Here is a 17077-nt window from a genome sequence, read left to right as displayed (position 1 = left end):
CATGACGACATTCGCTCTCCGGCCGCCCGAAGGTGCCCCGCCCCGGTCGTCGACCGCTCGCCGTGCGTCACGTCGGCACCGGTCGTGGCGCGAGGCCCTCGAAGGCTGGGGCTTCGTCGCCCCCGCCCTCGTGATCGTGCTCGGTTTGACGGTGTTCCCCGGGGTGTGGGCCTTTCTGCTCTCGTTCCAGAAGTGGGACGGCTTTAGCGACCCGATCTCGGTCGGTACCGGCAACTACCGTGACATGATCGCCGACCCCGAGCTGCAGGGAGCGGTGGCGCACACGGCGATCTACACCGTTCTCTTCGTGCCGGCGTCGGTGCTGCTCGGGTTGTTCCTCGCGGTGGCCCTCAACCGCAGGATCCGATTCATCGGCCTGTACCGCACGGCCATCTTCGTGCCCTTCGTGGCGTCGGCAGCGGCCACGGGCATCCTGACGACCTACCTGTTCAGCCCCCAGTTCGGTCTCATCAACAACGTGCTCCGCGTCGTCGGCCTGCCCGAGCAGGGGTGGCTGGAAGACCGGCACGAGGCGATGGTCGTCATCACGATCATGTCGCTCTGGGGTCAGGCCGCCTTCACGACGGTCATCTACCTGGCTGCCCTCCAGGATGTTCCCGGCGACGTCGTCGAGGCGGCCCGCATCGACGGGGCGAACTCGTGGCAGATCTTCTGGCGCGTGGTCTGGCCGCAGCTCGCTCCGGTCACCGTGTTTGTCGGCATCTACCAGACCCTGCAGGCGATCCAGCTGTTCGACCTCGTCTACACGACCACCCGCGGCGGCCCGCTCGAGGCGACCCAGACGATCGTGTACTACCTGTGGAAGGTCGCCTTCCAGAACCTGCAGTTCGGCTACGGCTCCGCCGTCGCCTACGGCCTCTTCTTCGTCACGCTCCTCGTGACGATCGCGGTCGCCGTCTACTCGCGCAAGTCCGGACGAGAGGCCTTCTGATGAGTGTCGAAGCCCCCATTCTCCCGTCGACGCCGCTGGCGAATGCGGGCGGTGTCGTCCGCCCGCCCGCCGCCTCGGCGCGGGCCCGCCGACGCAAGCTGCCGTTCAGCGGCTGGCACTTCCTGCTCGTGCCCGTGGCGTTCCTCTTCCTCCTGCCGTTCGTCGAGATGTTCCTGACGAGCGTCGAGCCAGCCTCCGAGATCAACAAGTTCCCGCCCGCCTTCATCCCGTCGCACTTCACGCTCGACGGCTATCAGAAGCTGTTCGAGCAGTCCGACATCCTGCACTGGCTGCTGAACACCGCGATCGTCTCGGCGTCGGCCATCGCGTCGCACCTCGTGCTCTGCTCGCTCGCCGGCTACGGTTTCGCCCGACTGAAGTTTCCGGGTCGCTCGTTCGGCTTTCTGGCGATCCTCGCCACGATCATGGTGCCGACCCAGCTGCTGATGATCCCGACCTACATCATGTTCGCCCGTCTCGGCCTCGTCGATCACCTCAGCGCGGCCATCGTGCCGTGGCTCGCATCGGCGTTCGGCATCTTCCTGATGCGGCAGTTCTTCCTCTCGCTGCCCGCCGAGCTGGAGGAGGCTGGTCTCATCGACGGCTGCACGCGCCTGCAGGTGTTCTTCCGCATCGTGCTGCCGCTCGCGAAGCCCGCCCTTGCGACGCTGGCGATCTTCACCCTGCTCGGCTCGTGGAACGACCTGGTCTGGCCGCTGATCGCGATCAACAACGACCACGCCTTCACCCTGCAGCTCGGGTTGACCAATTTCCAGGGCACCAGGCGCACCGAGTGGTCGCTGCTCATGGCCGGCAACGTGATCGCGACGCTGCCGCTCATCCTGTTCTTCCTCGCGGCACAGAAGCAGTTCGTGGCGACCATGACGTTCGCCGGGTTGAAAGGATGACCCCCATGACAGACCCCGGGATCCTCGTCGTCGGAGACGCCAACGTCGACCTCGTGCTGACTGGCGACGTCGTGCCGAGGTTCGGCCAGGAGGAGCAGCTGCTCGACGCCTCGTCGCTCGTGCTCGGGTCGTCGGCCGGCATCGTCGCCCACGGCCTCGCCCGACTCGGCGTGCCGGTCGCGCTGGTCGCCTGCGTCGGCGACGACGAGTTCGGCCGGTTCACGCTGGCCGCCCTCGACGGCGTCGACACCTCGTTCGTGCGCGTCGTCCCCGGCGAGACGACGGGGCTCAGCGTGATCCTGTCGGCACCGGAAGACCGCTCGATCCTGACGGCGAAGGGGGCGATGGTGCGCGTCACGGCTGCCGACGTGCTGGCGGCGGCCGATGCCGGCGCATTCACGCACGTGCACTTCGCGTCGTTCTTCCTGCTGCCCGGCCTCGCCGCCTCGCTGCCGACCCTGCTGCCGGAGCTCCGATCACGCGGCCTCACGGTCAGCCTCGACACCAACTGGGATCCCGCGGGCGAGTGGCTCGGTCTCGACGCGGTTCTGCCGCACGTAGACGTGTTCCTCCCTAACCTCGAAGAGTTGCGGGCCGTGTCGCCCGGGCACGATTCCGACGAGCAGGCGGCCGCCGCCTTGGTCGACGTGTCGCCGGGGCTCGCCGTCGTGGTCAAGGCCGGGCGAGACGGAGGCTGGTCGGTCCGCTCGGGGTCGCCGATTCTCTCGGCGCCCGGGCTCGTGCTCGACGTCGTCGACACCACCGGCGCCGGCGACAGCTTCGACGCGGGGTACCTCGCCGCGCTCCACTTCGGCGAGACCGACGAGCGGATCCGGCTGCGGTGGGCGACGGCCGCGGGGTCGCTCTCGACCCGGGTTGCCGGCGGCAGCGGGGCTCATGCCACCCGCGACGAGATCGCGGCGCATCTCGACTTGTCGGCGCCGACACCGACACCGACACCGGTCCCGGCGTCTACCACTGCCGCGGCCACCGCATGATCGCGGTCGCCGCCCTCAGCCCCGCCCTCGACGTGAGCTACGTCGTCGACGACCTGGTGCTCGGCGAGCCGCATCGGCCCACGTCGGTCGTCCGGGTCGCCGGGGGCAAAGCGCTGAACTCGGCCCGCGCCGCCGTACGCCTCGGGGCCGCGGTGACCGCCGTACCTGTGCTCGGTGGTCACCTCGGCGGGCTCGTTGCCGCACTGCTCGACGCCGACGGCGTCACCTCGGAGGTCGTCGAGTCACCGACCGAGACCCGCCAGTGCGTGTCGATCGCGTCCGCAGCCGGGGGCACACTCACTGAGATCTACGAGCGGCCCGTCGCGCTCGGCGATGACGAGCTCTCACAGGTGCTGGAGGGGCTCGAGCGGGTGGCGGGAGCCGGATCCTGGGTGTCGCTCTCTGGCGGTCTGCCGGCAGGTGCCGAACCGGTGCTCGGCGACATCGCGCGGCTCTGCGCGGCGAAGGGAGCCCGCCTCGCCCTCGACACGCACGGCCCGGCCCTTCGGTCGGTGCTGGGATCGTTCGCTGTCGGGCTGCTGAAGGTCAACCGGGCCGAGGCGGCCGAGGCGCTCGACCTGCCCCTCGACGTCGAGCTGACATCGCTGGTCTCGGCACTGCGAGAGGCCGCAGGATCCGACGTGGTCGTCACCGACGGAGCGCACGGTTCGATCGCGGCCGACGCTTCGGGCCTGTGGCGCGTCGCCCTGCCTCCCGCAGCGGGGTCGTTCGGCGCCTACCCCGTCGGCAGCGGAGACTCGTACCTCGGCGGCCTGCTCGCGGCGCTCGACACGGGTGCCGACCTGCCGGCCGCCGTAGCCCTGGCGGCCGGAGCCGCGACGGGGAACGCCCTCGTGCCCGGTGCTGCTGTCTTCGACGCCTCTGTCGCGCGGTCTTTTGCGGCGCGGGTGGTCGTCACGCCTCTCACAGCTCGCAGCTGGCAGGCCTGACCGGCTCGCTCGATTTTGACGCCGGATTCGGGGTAGCAGCACTGCAGGCCAGAGACGAGACAGGCATTCCTGTCACCGAGGCCGATGTCGTTCGCAGCTGCCATCCACCAAGTCTTATGAGTGCCTCCACTGAATCACCAGGTCAGGACGAACCTGCCACGGGTGCCCCCCGCTTCGAGCCGCCGGTGCGCGTCGGCGGCTGCCCCGGGCTCCGACGCGGCAAGCACCTCGGAGACCCGGGGCGTGAGGACGCCGTCCTCCACGGCCTGCCGCAGCCGGTCGAGCTTGGCCTGGGAGTGGTACTCGTCGAACACCATCGCCTGCTCGAACCGGATTCCGGGGGTTCCGTCGCCCTGCCAGCCGCGCACGGCGAGGAACACTCCACCCTCACGGAGCAGCGGGACGGCCTGCTCGTGGAGGAGCGCCGTGTCTGCGATCGCGTCGACACCGTGCGGGGCGATCGCCTGCACCGCAGCCACGAACTCGTCCCCACGCGGCACGATGTGGTCGGCGCCGAGCGACTCGACGAGCGCCCGATCCTTGTCTGCCGCGTCGGCGATCACGGTGATTCCCTGCTGTTCGGCGAGCTGCACGAGGTAGTTCCCGAGTAGTCCCGGGGCACCTGTCACAAGGAGCGTCTGCCCGGCCGAGAGGCCGGCCTTCTCCAGGATCTGCACCGCTGTGAGGCCGTTCATCGGGATCGTGCTGGCCTCCTCGAGCGAGGTGCCCGTAGGGATCTGGGCGATGGAGTCCACCGGTGCGACGAGCGCCTGCACGTAGGCGCCACCGTGTCCCCGGAGCGGGAGGGCGATGGCCATGACCTCGTCGCCCGTCTGCCACTGGGTCACCCCCTCGCCGACCTCGTCGACAATGCCTGCCGCGTCCATGCCCGGCACATAAGGCGGTTCGCCCGCCTGACTGAGGTCACGGCCGCCAGCGCGGACGCCAGCATCCGTCGGGCTGACAGCGAACGCCCCGACCCTGATGCGAACCTCGCCGGGACCCGCGTGCGGCTCCTCGACCTCGTGGATGGCGAGGGCGTCTGGCCCTCCGAACTCGGTGACTCCGATGACCTTCATGACTCCCGTTGTACGCGCGCGAGCTGGCGGTTTGGCCGCTAAATTCTTGTTCAGCGTCGGATAGAGAAAGTCTTGGTATAGCCACGTCCCGCTCGTCGTCCCCGAAAGCCATGCGTTTCGGCACACCTTGTTTTTGGGACACCATCAGGTTGTACAGGTCTAATGCTGTGGCTCTTTCGCCACGTTCTGCGGATAGATGGCTGGTCTGATCCTTGACCGACGGCTAGCCGCAGAACTCGGAGGGTGGTTGGGGCGTGGCCGCGACCCAGACTTGGCCTACATGGCTGTTGTCGGCGCCGAGTACGAAGGTGATGTAGCCGTCGGCGGAGTGGATGCTCCAGTATTCGAATCCGCCGTCTGCGCCGCTGCCGCCGTAGTTTCCCGTGTTCTCGATGTCCGGGTACATGGTTTTGAGCTGGGTCAGGGTCGAGCCGATACCGGCGCCTTCGGCAGTCGTCGGGGCGGTGGTGCGGTACGAAGGGTCGGTGGGTGACACGAGCCCAATCGAGACGCCGGAGACGACTCCGTCCGTGTTTTCGACGACGAGCTCCACTGAGCCCGTGCGGTGCCAGAACGACACGTTCGGGTTGGGGCAGGTCGCGTTGTCGCGGGTGTACGCGGAGGTGAGATCGTCGATCTCGCCGGCATAGGGTGCTCCGAGGGCGATGGGGCCGACCTCGGAGAAGGAGGTCGTCCAGGTGCCGGGATCGTCGATTGAGAACGGCTTGGCTGTCGACGTCGGGGTGGCTGACTGTGTCGCGGTGGAGCTTGCCGGAGGGGTCTCGGCTGCGGGCGTCGACGGGCTCGACGGTTCGGAGACTGTCGGCGATGGGGCTGCAGTCGGTGCCTCGAAGAGATCATGGGGAACGAGGCCGACGGCGTAGGCGCCGCTGACGCTGCCAATGGCCAGAAGCGCGACCAGGCCAACGACCGGCCACACGTGTCGGTGTCGAACGGGACGGGGGCGGACGTCGTCGGCTCGGTCGAGGACGCTCCGCTTCATGCCGACGAGCAGACGCTGGAAGTCGTCGCCGAGAGGAGGTTCAGTGTTCATCGTGCATCACAGCCTTCTTGAGTCGAGTCCGCGATCGGGAGACGCGCTTGGTGACGGCGCCAACGCTCAGTCCGAGAATCGTGGCAGCTTCGGAATAGGAGCGGCCCTCGAGGAGGCACAGCTCGCAGATGCGGCGATCCAGCGTCGGGAGGGCGTCGATCTCGGCGCGTACCCAGCGCAGGTGTTCTCGAGCTTCCTCGGCCGCTGGTGGTGCTTCGAGATCGTCCGGCAGGGAATCGCTCTCCGCCCGGGCCTGACGGCGTCGGAGGTTTCGGGCATGGTTACGGCAGACGACGAGAAGCCACGGCAGGAGTGACTCCGTGGGTAACTTGATGGTGGCCGCTTTCTGCCAGAGCGTGAGGAGCGTGTCTTGCACGAGCTCTTCCACGTCCATGCGGCTGGGAGCGATAGCCCAGGCGTACCTCGTCACCGTCGGCGCAAATCTGTCGAAGGCGACCGCTAACGCCGCTTTGTCGCCGAGTGCCAACCGAACGAGCAGCCTGGCGTCGTCGTCTCTGTCTTCCGGATCCGTCATCGTTCCCCCTTCACTACAGCAATGTCGAGAAAATCACGATCCTGACGTGTTTGAGACGAAAGGGGGTGTCGAGTTAGTCGCTAGATAGCGGCGTTCTGTGATCGCTGCGCGACGGGGTCTGGGCGCACGGTGACCAACCCAAAGCGTGCCTCAGGAGTGGTCTCTATCGGAAAAATCGGGTACCGCGGCGCGGATAAGTTGGGCACATTCCTTCTCGTCGAAACACCACTTGGCCCGTCACGGCGGTCGCCTCAGCCGTGTTTGGCCTGGGTTTGCTCGTTTTGGCCGAGTTCGGTCACGACAAGGGCAAGCTCGCCGGGCTCCTATTACCTTTCGGTGTCGCGTTCGTCGTCACAACTGCCGTTCTCGCGGCGGTTCTCCTGCGCCGACGACAGTCCTTCAGTCGCCCCAGACCCGCGATGGAGGAACCCTCACCGTCCCTGCCTGACGATCTCGCCCCGCCCTTCTTCGCGACCGCATAGGACGGCGGAACGCTCATGTGAGGCAAGTCGTGGATCGGCGTCGGTGTCCCAGAATGCCATGAGGACAGGAACGTCGAGGTCGCCAGCACTGAGGTCCGCGCCATCGATCCGGGTAGTGACGCAGCCCAAAAGTCAGGCCCCCGTCTCCGGGTTGGAGGACTAACGACCGGTCTTGCTCGGAAGGTGCAGGCGTCCACGTCTGGCAGCCCGCTCAGGAAAGGAGAGGTTGGCCATCACGCAGTGCCTCGGAGTCGTGTCGGAGCTTCGAATACGTTGCTCCAAAATCATGAGGCGCTAAAACTGCGATGGTGGTGCCCGGCTCGCGAGACATGGCGCGCATTGACACGGAGAACCTCATCGGTGAAGAGCTACGCATGAGAGCAGCCGCGGCCGACTCGCCATAGCCACGTTCGGATCGACCTACCCCCTGCCGTAGGCCGCCTCACCCTCAACGGGCTCATCGCGGCCGACGATCGTGCTCGTGACAGAGCCGGAAAAGTATTCCGTCAGTGGAGTTACGGCGTTCCTTGAAACCGTCAGCAAAGTGCAGGCGGCGAGCTACCTGAACCCCGGCCTGGTCTCCGCAGGGATCATCCAACAAGGTAAAATCGCCCATCACTGCGGAGCACAAGTTTCAGATCGAGCAGTTGATCGAGGCATTCGGGGATCAAGTGCACGCGCCATTCATTCCAGCCCGAACGGCTATGCAGGACTCTCAAAGCGGGGGAGTCCCGCTCGCTCAGATCGGTTCTCGAGGAGCAACGATCCTTGCGGATCGTTTCATCGAACACGCACGGCGCATTGACGGAGGCAAGTAATGGCTATCGAATGCAAACCTCTGAAGAAAGCCCCGGCTCGCGACGTCGTAGAGGCCTTCATCGCCAACCCGGAACAGCCTCCGCCAGACGCTCAGGCTGCCTCAGCCACCTCGGCAACACCGAGCCGCGGGCCCGGGTGCCGCGGAGCAAGCGCCGCATGGAGTCCTTTTCGAGCAAGCCTCTAGCCGGAACGGTTCTGGCCTCGGCTTCACGGTCCTCAGCGGCCACCCCACCTTCCAGGCCGCAGGAACCCCCGCCACCTGATCACGCCAAGCTTTTGCAACCTCGAAACTCTTGACCTGCTCGGTTCACCACGGGGCGTAGGGGGGCCATGACACCCAGGAGAGACACACAAGATGACGCGAACAACCCGCACCTCCCCGCACGAGGTGCCTATCGGCCCACCAACCTGGACCCGGCACGTCGGACACATTGCCCTGGTCTTCGGCGCATTAACCTGGGTCGCCTCGGGATTTCTGGCGTGGTGGCTCCAAGGCATAGGCCAAGTCCCCGTGAGTGCGATCGAGGAAGCAGGCGGCTACGTCTTTACCGGCCTCCCCGTGCTCATCATCGCCACGATCGCCCTCTCCATCCTGGCTGGCGCACACGGGGGTCGAGGCCGCAGGCTCGGAATTATGGCCGGAACCATAACCTTGCTCGCTCTGCCCACCTTCTTCCTTCTGGGGTCACTACTCCCCGTCCGAAACTGAACGACCGCCTGACATTCCGGTTCGTGCGCCCAAGTGTCCCAAAACCAAAGTGTGCCGAAACGTATGGGTTTTGGCATACCTCGGTTTTGGGATTTTCGGAACGTACGAAAGAGAGACCCTAGCGCCTAGGCGAGACGTAGAAGGGCTTTGGTTGAAGAGCCCGTTTTTGGCTGTGAGTTGCACCCTTTTGACCATCGGACACGTGGATCACGACGGCTCTCAAGTTCAGCAGGTTCGAAAAACTGGGGTAGGGGATGCCGCCAGCAACCTCGCGTGAGGTTGTGGGCGTGGACCACTTCTGAGGGCATGTACCCGGAGATGCACTGAGATCAGGGCGACCAATGGACGACGGTGGCATCGATGTTTGTCGTGTCGGCGGCAATGTTTGGATGGATCCCCTCATGGGGCTCACATCCGCGGACGCTGGTTCCAGCGTCCGCCCGGTCGAGGACTTGCGTTGTTTGTCGCGGCCTGCAGATGCTCGTTAGTTACCCGCGCCAGCTGGCCGGTACATGGGAAGGCACCGCGTGGCGTGGGCAATATGCTTTCGACGAACTTTCATGCCTGTGCGGAAAGAGAACGCACGGTAAGGCCGAGAACCTCGCTGCGCTCCAGCAGCGGGTCTCGGCCCTACCTGTTCAGTTCACCCGTGGCTGAGGGTTAAAGTTGCTGCAGTGCCTAGTTCTGAGGTCAACAGGTGGTCGTTTTCCCGACGACCGTGATCCAGGACGTCGTGAATGACGCAGGTGACCCGGAACGGGCTGTGTAAATCATCCGGGCTTTCGTGATGCCGGACCGGTAGGCGGTGATGTGGGACTGTTCACCGCCGACAGTGCTTATGTTGTTGGACTCGCCGTTCAAGATCGTGCCGCAGGCATTCATGACCTGGAATTTGACGGTCCCTGATGCGTCTCCGTTTGTGTGCACATAGTTCCAACGGATCCACGCGGTTCCGCCGCAGTTTGAGGATCCGCGCAATTCGACGTATTTGGCGTCCATGTTCACGCCCTTGAGGGTGCGTGCGTTGTCTGTGCAGGCTGCGGCCTGGGCAGAAGAGGCACCGCTGACAAACGCGGGAATCATTGTTAGGAACATTGCCGCGATGAGGCTAGCGATGAGCCTGGCTCGACGCTTCCGGGAGACGTGTGTCGCCGAGGTGTTCTGGTTATGCATGATTGATCCTTTCGAGGTCAGAGATGCCGAGTCGAAAAGGGTTACTTCCCCTCTTTGGCGTCCTTAGGACAGAAGCTAGGCGTCGCTCAGAGGCAGCAGCAAGAGGCATAAGTGACCCTCCCATTGGGGTTGGAGGCTATCTGGCGGCTAGTCCTTTCGAGCAAGACAAGGGCTGAGCTTGGTTGTGGAACGGGCCGTGTTCGACAGCGTTTTCCGGGCGGGAAGCGCAACGGGCAGGCCTGGTCAGTGGCTCGTCGTCGACACGGCAAGCTCGTCTGCGGCCCGAAACCGCTACGGGGTTAGGGGTTTGACAAGCGGACAGACTTCGCACTCAAGACGACCCGACATCAGTTCCTCATGGTTGCGATCGCACGTGAACATCTGCATGGAGGACCGGGGACGTCGGCATGTGGGGCACAAGTACCCCTTGAGCAAGTTCCAGAGGTGCAAGAGCGTGGATTGATATTCGCTGGACTAACGGCGGACTATCGATAGGGGAATAGAAATGATCAAAAAAGTTGGATTGATGCTCGGCACGTTGGCCGTCACTGCAACACTTGCGTTGGCTCCTGCCGTCTCAGCCTCGGCCGCAACCCAATCCATTTCCGGCGCCGTGGACCAATACTCGAACAATTTCTACTTCACGACTGCGCACAAGCACAGTGGTAGCGGCCCGATCACGATCACAATCAACTCGTCCTCAGGGTGTGGCGGGGCGCTGTACTTCTCGCTTCGAAACGGGTCAAGTGCGAGCGCAACGAAGGTGACCAAGACCCGCACCGTGTCGCAGCTAGGGGTGGCCTACACGTTCCAACAGGTGTCAAACACCAGCACCAGTATGCCGGCGGGAACCTACTACATCACCGCCGCCGGCACCGGGACGGGGTGTTCCGCGGGCTACAAGTTCTCGGGCAGCCTGTCGATCTAGGAAGCAGGAGATCCCCGCCCCGCGCTAAGCCTTGGGCAGTGTTCACGAATACGTAGCTGAGCTGCGACTGTGGGTGAATCTTAGAAAGGCCGCCAAGATCCAATCTTGGCGGCTTTTCTGTGTGTCGGCGTTCAGGGCGAGAGGCCTGTAGGAGTGCCAAAAGTCGAAGGGTAGGGCGGAGATAGACCCCATTCAAGGGGCATAAGTGACCCCGTGTTTTGGCTGGCTTCATTCGGGGCGCAGCGGCATCATGATTACCGCGAGCTTGGAATGCGCTGAATTTTCTTCATGCAAATGATTTGAATTCGAGGAAATCCCTCCTCGCTTTATGCCGAAACGAACGGAACCGGACTTTGAGGAGCTCTGGGTGCCGCCGACCATATGTGGGGAAAAAATGACGCGCCGACACCCGAACCGCTGGATTGGGGCGATCGCAGCCGTTTCCGTCGGGCTGTCCGTCCTGATGGGCACCTCGGCCGCTCAGGCTGCTGCCCCAAAGCCTCAGGACCCCAACGCTTCTCTTCCTCCTGCCGCGTCAACGCCCGCCGATTCGAGCAACGCCATTCCCGCTAAAAAACGCGACGCCACCCTCGGCTCCGGCTGGAAAGCCACCGGGGATGCATCCTTCACCTCAAGTGGCGACGCAGACGGCTTCTCGATCTTGAAGGCGACTGCCTCGGGCGGCTACAGCTGGAAGGTGCTGGCCACGTTGAGCGTGGCTGGGGTGCAGACAGACCGTTGGGTCGGGAACACGTGCGTGACGGGGGACGGCTCCAAGGTCGTGGCCGTGTATGCACCACGGTCTTTTACCAACGACGAAACGCAGTTCGGGCAGGGCGCCTGGGGCGCGGTCGTAGATACGTCTACGGGGGCGGTGAAAAACCTCGGTCGGGGTTTCACGCTTTCATACTCCAACCCGGGCTGCGGGATTGATTCCAAGGTCGCCTTGGCGCGGTTTTTTGGCGGGCGCACGTTCGTCGGGAGCCTTGATGCGGCCACGGGCAAGGCCCTGTGGCATCGGAGTCTTCCCGGCCAGCTCACGTCCTTGGTCGCCAATGGTGATGGGACCGTGTTTGGGGCCGGACCGAAAGGAATCGTGAAGGTCGGCTCGAGCGGCGCGACACCAGTCGTGGCCGCGACTACCGGCACCGCCTTCGATCTGACGCTCGTCCGCGGACGACTGGGTTTCGCCGAGCGTTCCGGCTCGACGGTCACCGTGTCTACAGCGTCATTGACGGCGAGCAACCGGGTGGGTTCCGTCACCCGGATGGCGTCAGGCAAGCTCGGGGGCCTTGGTGTTCAGCGTGATGCGTCTAATCATCTGTTCGTTGCCGGAACGGTCACCAAACCGGGAACCGTTCCCACTGGTGTGAGGCTCATTGCTGCGGGTCCGGGGACGCAGGTGTCAACCAAGGGACGCGTTGCCGTGGAATCCGTAACGCCGTCCGCAGGAGCTGCGGGAGACCCCGGTCTGCTTCCCGCATCCAAGGTCGCCATCAAGACACGCTCCCTCATCACCGGCAAGACATTCGGGTTGTCCTCGGTGTTGCAAGGCCCCACCACCAACGCCCCGGCCGCGGGTTCTCGCACCAGCGGCATAGCGCCCCGGGCAAAGGTCTTGGCACAGTCATCCCCATCCAACCCGTCGGAAGCGGAACGGTTCTGCGCGGTGCCTCGAAATGACCCCCGCAAGCAGGCGCTTCAGCCCAAACCTCGCCAGGTGGAGTGGGCCGTCAACCGCATCGTCGCGGGACAGCTGACCATCGCCCGCCCCGCCAACTGGAACAGCACCGGCATGGCCGCCTATAAACCGGGCACCATGTTCCCCACCAAGGCTCTTTCCGGTGGCGGACGGATTCCCTCGCAGGTGCTCCTCGGGGTGGTGTCCCAGGAATCCAACCTGTGGCAAGCCTCGCGGTACACCAGCCCCGGGGAGACCGGTAACCCTCTCATTGGGAACTTCTACGGCAACGATGTCGCAGCCGCAGTGGGAAGCACCCCGTTTTGGCAGGTCAGCTTCAGTAACGCGGACTGCGGTTACGGAGTCGCTCAAGTGACCGACGGGATGCGCCTCGCCGGCCATGAAAAAGCGGGGGAGACCTCTCTCCCCGTCGCCCAGCAGGAGGCGGTCGCCCTTGACTACACAGCGAACCTCGCCCGGGCAGCCCAGATCCTCACCGACAAGTGGAACGAAACCCGCGCAGCGGGCGTCACCATCAACGACGGAGACCCCTCGAAGCTCGAAAATTGGTTTGCCGCTCTCTGGGCTTACAACACCGGCTACCACCAGCCCGATGGGAGCGGCCAATACGGACTCGGGTGGGCAAACAACCCCGCCAACCCCCTCTACCCGCCTGACCGGACTCCCTTCCTTGATGGTCACCCTGCGGACGCAGCGAAACCGCAGAACTGGCCTTATCCGGAAAAAGTTCTCGGATTCGCAGCAAGCCCCCCTGACCTTGTGGAACAACAAACCGTCGACACCTACACGACCGTCTCGGCCTTCCGAGCCGCATGGTGGAGCGGTGACTACACGACCGGACCGTTAAACCGCTCGAACGTCAAACCCCCCATCGACCTGTTCTGCAACACCACCAACGAGTGCAACTTGAAGACTGCAAGCGTGTGCGCACGGACCGATTTGAAGTGCTGGTTCCACCAAAGCGCCACCTGGAAGAAAGACTGCGCCTCCACCTGCGGCAACGAGCTCTGGCGCTTCACGCCAGCCGCCGACTACATGACGGAACAGCCCAATGGGGCAAGTTTTCCCCCCAATTGCACACGGAACGGACTGCCCTCTAACGCTTTGATCGTGGACGACGTGCCAATCGTTACCGATGCGGGCACGATCTCGGCAAACCCCGCGAACTCAACTTGCTCAAAGGTCGCCACCACTGGTTCTTTCAGCTTCGACTTCGGTCGACGCTCCGATTCCGGCTCCTACCCCTCCAAAATCGACACCCACCAACTCGGCGGCGGTTTCAACGGGCACTTCTTCTTCACGCACACCTGGCAGAAATACGACGGTGTCGCTAGCTCGGTCACCGGGACGTGGACCTTCGGACAAAGCCTCAAGCAATGGGGGCGTGTATTCATCCACACCCCAGATCACGGTGCCTGGGCGCAAAACGCCACCTACAACATCTATGACGGTTCCAGCACAACCCCCCACACCCGTCAGCTCCCGCAGCGAAACTATGCCAACGAGTGGAAGTCCGTCGGCGTTTTCAACTTCAACGGAGTTCCCAAGATCTCCCTCTCGAACGTCACCGGCGACTCCGACGACAAGGACGCAGCTGTCGACATCGCCTGGGATGCGGTCGCAATTCAACCGCTCGCCGCGAAGCCGTCAGACTTCATTGTCTCCATCGGCGATTCCTACTCCTCCGGTGAGGGGTCCCCGGGTTCCGTGCCGGGTGGCTACTACCCCGTCACCGACAACAACGGGCTAGACCCCACCTACCGCAATGCCTGCCACAGGTCGCCGAACGCGTGGGTCCGGAAAGGCTCAGTGCGAGGCCTCGGCACGATTGGCTCACGCGCCGACTCTCTCGACACGACCCTCGACTTCCACCAAATCTCCTGTTCCGGTGCCACGTCCGCGAACCTCCTAGGAACGAAACAGTACGAACCTGCCCAGCTCGGCCAGGGCTATATCGACGAGAACACCACCTTGGTCACCGCGAGTATCGGCGGCAACGACATCGGGTTTTCCCCCATCATCACGGACTGCGTGACAAAGAACTTCACGACCCTGACCGGAGATTGCGAAACGTCATCGAAGCCTGGGGCATACAAGAAGCTCGCAGACCTCGGGGCAAACGTGGAGTCCGTCATCGACCGAATCAGAAAGCTGGCCCCGAAAGCGACGATCTACTTCATGGGCTACCCGCCCATCTTCTCTGACGGAGTGACCTGTTCCTTTATTACGGACAAGAACCAGACGTGGCTTGACCAAATGGCGAAGGACCTCAACAGCACCATAAAAACTGCGGTAGCTAACAAAGACACTCCGAGCGCTCGAGTGCTGTTTTCCGATCCTGCGACCGCGTTTGCAGGTCGAAACGCCTGCTCCGACAATCCGGCAATCAACAACCTCACCCCCTATGTGGTGTTCTCGACACCCACCCGGCGGTCCGGAGAACTACCGATGTTCACCCTCTCCAACCTCGGCCCAAACTTCCAGGCAGGAGTGTCGGCCGCAAGCTTCCACCCCAACAACGCTGGAACCGACATCGAGGCAGCCGTCATGAAGGCCGCCCTGAACGGGAAGTACTAGGTGACGCGCGGTCGCGGACACGTTGGGGGTGCTGTCGCCATTCTGGGTGTTCTCTGTCTCACGGGATGCAGCTCCGGTGTCGAGGAGGCAACCGGTCGCGCGATGGCAACGATCCAATCGAACGTGCAGTCCGTTGACGCGGAGCTCAGCAGCATCGCGGCCTCGTCACAGCGGGCCGACCAAATCACCGCCCGCATTCAAACTGATCTGATCGACTCGGGAGCCCGCATCACGGACACTCGAGTCCTCGACGAAACCGACTTCGCGGCTCTGCAGACACCGCTACCCGCGGCGCTGTTGTCGATAGAAAAAAGCACCTCCGGCACGGTGACGGTCGGCATGTATTTCGGGGCTATGGCCATCGGCCACTCTCCACAAAATGTGCAGATCCTTACCCACACGTGCGGATCATTCCAGCTCACCCCGGATCGGGCGACGACGCAGCTGAAAGATCGTGCCTGCCCGCATTTTTCCGGGTACCTCGATGACGGCGACCAGATCGACATCACCACGCTCCCCAAGGAATCACGATGAGTCGCCGCCCCGACAACGATGAGGCCGAACACATGGCACCCCACCCCGAAACACTCCGAAGACGGCGCACCTGGGTTATCGCATTCATCGTCGCCGCGTGCGTTGCCATCGGTGGCGGAGCATGGGCAATCACCAGCCATTCCAGTGACGAGGCCAGTACAGCTTTGCCCTCACCCGCGTTCAGCACGAACGGCCAATCTTTCTACTCCGAGGACCAAATCAACACGGTTTGGGTGGGCATTACGACCAACTACCCAGAGCCGCTCCCCGAAAGGGTGAACTTCCCCACGACCGCTCCCGCCATCTTCGTTCAAGGCGGGGCAAAAAAGCACCTCTACGAAACCGGGCTACCCAAGGAGATCGCGGCCCAATTCTGGCGATGCGCGTGGGTTGACGTGGCCCGTGACGGCACCAAGTCGGCCAAGGAAAGGGCCCACGCCCAGCAGCAGATGAGGGCATTCGTCACACTCCCCGGCATCAAGGGCAACCCCGTCTTTCGCTCCTATCAGCGGAAGATGACCGAGCTCGCAGCCCGCGAAGGCGTCGCACCTCTGACCGCTGAATTCCGCGCAAATTGCGGCAATCAAGTGTTCACAAAAAAAGGAGAAACAAAATGATCACTCTCAAAGGCAAATCGCGCCTCTTCGCATCAGCCGCTGTCACCGCCGGGATCGTGGCGCTGACGCTCGGGTCCGCCATTCCCGCGCAGGCGACCACGGCCGCAATTTCAGGCCAAGTTCCCGGTCCCGGATACGTCGTCCAGTACAACACGGCGCGCGTGAACAGCTACCCCAAAAACGTCGTCTCGTTCACACCAACCAGCGTCGGCAACGCCGGCGGCGCACTCACAATCGCCCTCCGGAACTCCAGCAACCGCACCTTTGCTCGAGGAACGAGCGCGCGATCTGCTGTGACTGTCAAGGCCGACAACGGCAACATCTGGGTTGCCGGGGGGAGCTTCTACATCAACGCCGAGATCAGCGGCGCCTGCGGCGCCCCGTGCGGGACATCCACCTGGAGCGCCAACCTCAGCTACAGCATCAAGTACACCGGCTAAAAGACGGAAACACGGTCCTCACGGCCAGACCATCACTGGCCGTGAGGACTTCCTACGTCACGCATCCCCACCTCTTGACAACACTGGGGTCCGTCGTCCGCGGGTTAAAGCGCGGCGCACTCCACGCACACCGATCCGAGCTTCGTCTCATGGTCAAGCTGGATTCGCGGCCGCACGAGGAAACACTCGATACAGGTGAACTCGTGGTCCTGGATCGGTAGCACGACGACGTCAAGAGCATCATCGACGATGGAGGCCTCGAGCTCGAACCCATCGGCGGAATCGCCATCGTCAAGGTCAGCCGCGAGCCCAGTCGGCGTCGTGGCGCGGGCATCGATGGAGACGACATTGTCGTCGGCCTCGGGTGCGTTACGTGGGGCGTCGTAGTCGGCAGCCATTAGGGTCTCCTGGTTTCCGGGGGAGTGGGTGGGCGATTAGCCCGCCGCAACTATTCTCGATGACGTCGCGCGCCGAGAGGGGCAGGCTTGGGCGCCGGATGCTGATCTGTCTCCCGAGACGTTTCTGACGCTCAAAGCTGATGAAGTAGGCGCAGCCCCAAAGCTTGGGATTGAACACGGCTCAGCCACGCTTCTGGAAGTTTTGCAGGCGGCTGACGCGCT

Annotated in this window: 15 protein-coding genes; 10 read left to right on the top strand and 5 right to left on the bottom strand. The window is 63.8% G+C overall.

Going from position 1 to position 17077, the window contains the following annotated elements; all coding sequences use genetic code 11:
• Position 1 precedes the first annotated feature (1 nt).
• The 4 genes from ITJ49_RS05005 to ITJ49_RS04990 are packed head-to-tail and all read left to right on the top strand — an operon-like array spanning position 2 to position 3808.
• The gene (locus ITJ49_RS05005) at positions 2 to 952 is read left to right on the top strand and encodes a carbohydrate ABC transporter permease (protein WP_194602207.1); all 951 of its coding nucleotides are present in this window, start codon (positions 2 to 4) and stop codon (positions 950 to 952) included.
• Entirely contained in the window at positions 952 to 1860 is a 909-nt protein-coding gene (locus ITJ49_RS05000; protein ID WP_194602203.1) for a carbohydrate ABC transporter permease, read from the top strand. The genes ITJ49_RS05005 and ITJ49_RS05000 overlap by 1 nt, the downstream gene beginning before the upstream one ends.
• Before the next feature lie 5 nt (positions 1861 to 1865).
• The gene (locus ITJ49_RS04995) at positions 1866 to 2858 is read left to right on the top strand and encodes a carbohydrate kinase family protein (protein ID WP_228514064.1); all 993 of its coding nucleotides are present in this window, start codon (positions 1866 to 1868) and stop codon (positions 2856 to 2858) included.
• The gene (locus ITJ49_RS04990) at positions 2855 to 3808 is read left to right on the top strand and encodes a 1-phosphofructokinase family hexose kinase (RefSeq protein WP_194602197.1); all 954 of its coding nucleotides are present in this window, start codon (positions 2855 to 2857) and stop codon (positions 3806 to 3808) included. The genes ITJ49_RS04995 and ITJ49_RS04990 overlap by 4 nt, the downstream gene beginning before the upstream one ends.
• 134 nt (positions 3809 to 3942) lie before the next feature.
• On the opposite strand, the gene ITJ49_RS04985 is transcribed toward ITJ49_RS04990, so the two are convergent.
• The 3 genes from ITJ49_RS04985 to ITJ49_RS04975 all read right to left on the bottom strand — a co-directional run bounded on the left by ITJ49_RS04985 (position 3943) and on the right by ITJ49_RS04975 (position 6476).
• Positions 3943 to 4887 carry an NADP-dependent oxidoreductase gene (locus ITJ49_RS04985; RefSeq protein WP_194602194.1) on the bottom strand — a complete coding sequence of 315 codons (945 nt, stop codon included), beginning with the start codon at positions 4885 to 4887 and terminating at the stop codon, positions 3943 to 3945.
• Positions 4888 to 5110: 223 nt separating this feature from the next.
• Positions 5111 to 5941 carry a hypothetical protein gene (locus tag ITJ49_RS04980; RefSeq protein WP_194602190.1) on the bottom strand — a complete coding sequence of 277 codons (831 nt, stop codon included), beginning with the start codon at positions 5939 to 5941 and terminating at the stop codon, positions 5111 to 5113.
• Positions 5931 to 6476, bottom strand: a complete 546-nt coding sequence (locus tag ITJ49_RS04975; protein ID WP_194602186.1) for an RNA polymerase sigma factor — start codon at positions 6474 to 6476, stop codon at positions 5931 to 5933. The genes ITJ49_RS04980 and ITJ49_RS04975 overlap by 11 nt, the downstream gene beginning before the upstream one ends.
• Before the next feature lie 1812 nt (positions 6477 to 8288).
• On the opposite strand from ITJ49_RS04975, the gene ITJ49_RS04970 reads away from it, so the two are divergent.
• Positions 8289 to 8486 (top strand): hypothetical protein, encoded by a 198-nt coding sequence (locus ITJ49_RS04970; protein WP_194602184.1) that lies wholly within the window; start codon positions 8289 to 8291, stop codon positions 8484 to 8486.
• Positions 8487 to 9176: 690 nt separating this feature from the next.
• Here the strand turns inward: ITJ49_RS04970 and ITJ49_RS04965 are convergent.
• Entirely contained in the window at positions 9177 to 9659 is a 483-nt protein-coding gene (locus ITJ49_RS04965; protein ID WP_194602181.1) for a hypothetical protein, read from the bottom strand.
• Positions 9660 to 10164: 505 nt separating this feature from the next.
• On the opposite strand from ITJ49_RS04965, the gene ITJ49_RS04960 reads away from it, so the two are divergent.
• The 5 genes from ITJ49_RS04960 (at position 10165) to ITJ49_RS04940 (ending at position 16457) form a co-directional block, all read left to right on the top strand.
• Positions 10165 to 10587: a hypothetical protein gene (locus ITJ49_RS04960; protein ID WP_194602179.1), complete on the top strand. Its 423-nt coding sequence runs from the start codon at positions 10165 to 10167 to the stop codon at positions 10585 to 10587.
• Between the two features lie 367 nt (positions 10588 to 10954).
• Positions 10955 to 14866, top strand: coding sequence for an SGNH/GDSL hydrolase family protein (locus tag ITJ49_RS18110; protein WP_194602176.1), 3912 nt, complete (start codon positions 10955 to 10957; stop codon positions 14864 to 14866).
• A 102-nt stretch (positions 14867 to 14968) separates the two neighbouring features.
• Positions 14969 to 15400 carry a hypothetical protein gene (locus tag ITJ49_RS04950; protein ID WP_194602173.1) on the top strand — a complete coding sequence of 144 codons (432 nt, stop codon included), beginning with the start codon at positions 14969 to 14971 and terminating at the stop codon, positions 15398 to 15400.
• Entirely contained in the window at positions 15397 to 16017 is a 621-nt protein-coding gene (locus ITJ49_RS04945) for a hypothetical protein (RefSeq protein WP_194602170.1), read from the top strand. Before ITJ49_RS04950 ends, ITJ49_RS04945 begins: the two co-directional genes overlap by 4 nt.
• Complete coding sequence (locus ITJ49_RS04940; protein ID WP_194602167.1) at positions 16014 to 16457, top strand: hypothetical protein; 444 nt, start codon at positions 16014 to 16016, stop codon at positions 16455 to 16457. Before ITJ49_RS04945 ends, ITJ49_RS04940 begins: the two co-directional genes overlap by 4 nt.
• Before the next feature lie 104 nt (positions 16458 to 16561).
• On the opposite strand, the gene ITJ49_RS04935 is transcribed toward ITJ49_RS04940, so the two are convergent.
• Entirely contained in the window at positions 16562 to 16855 is a 294-nt protein-coding gene (locus tag ITJ49_RS04935) for a DUF4193 family protein (protein WP_194602164.1), read from the bottom strand.
• Positions 16856 to 17077: the final 222 nt, after the last annotated feature.

The sequence above is a fragment of the Frondihabitans sp. VKM Ac-2883 genome (assembly GCF_015350875.1).
Taxonomy (GTDB): Bacteria; Actinomycetota; Actinomycetes; order Actinomycetales; family Microbacteriaceae; genus Frondihabitans.
The sequence above is the reverse complement of the archived record's forward strand: the minus strand, read 5'-3'. Positions and strand labels throughout refer to the sequence as shown.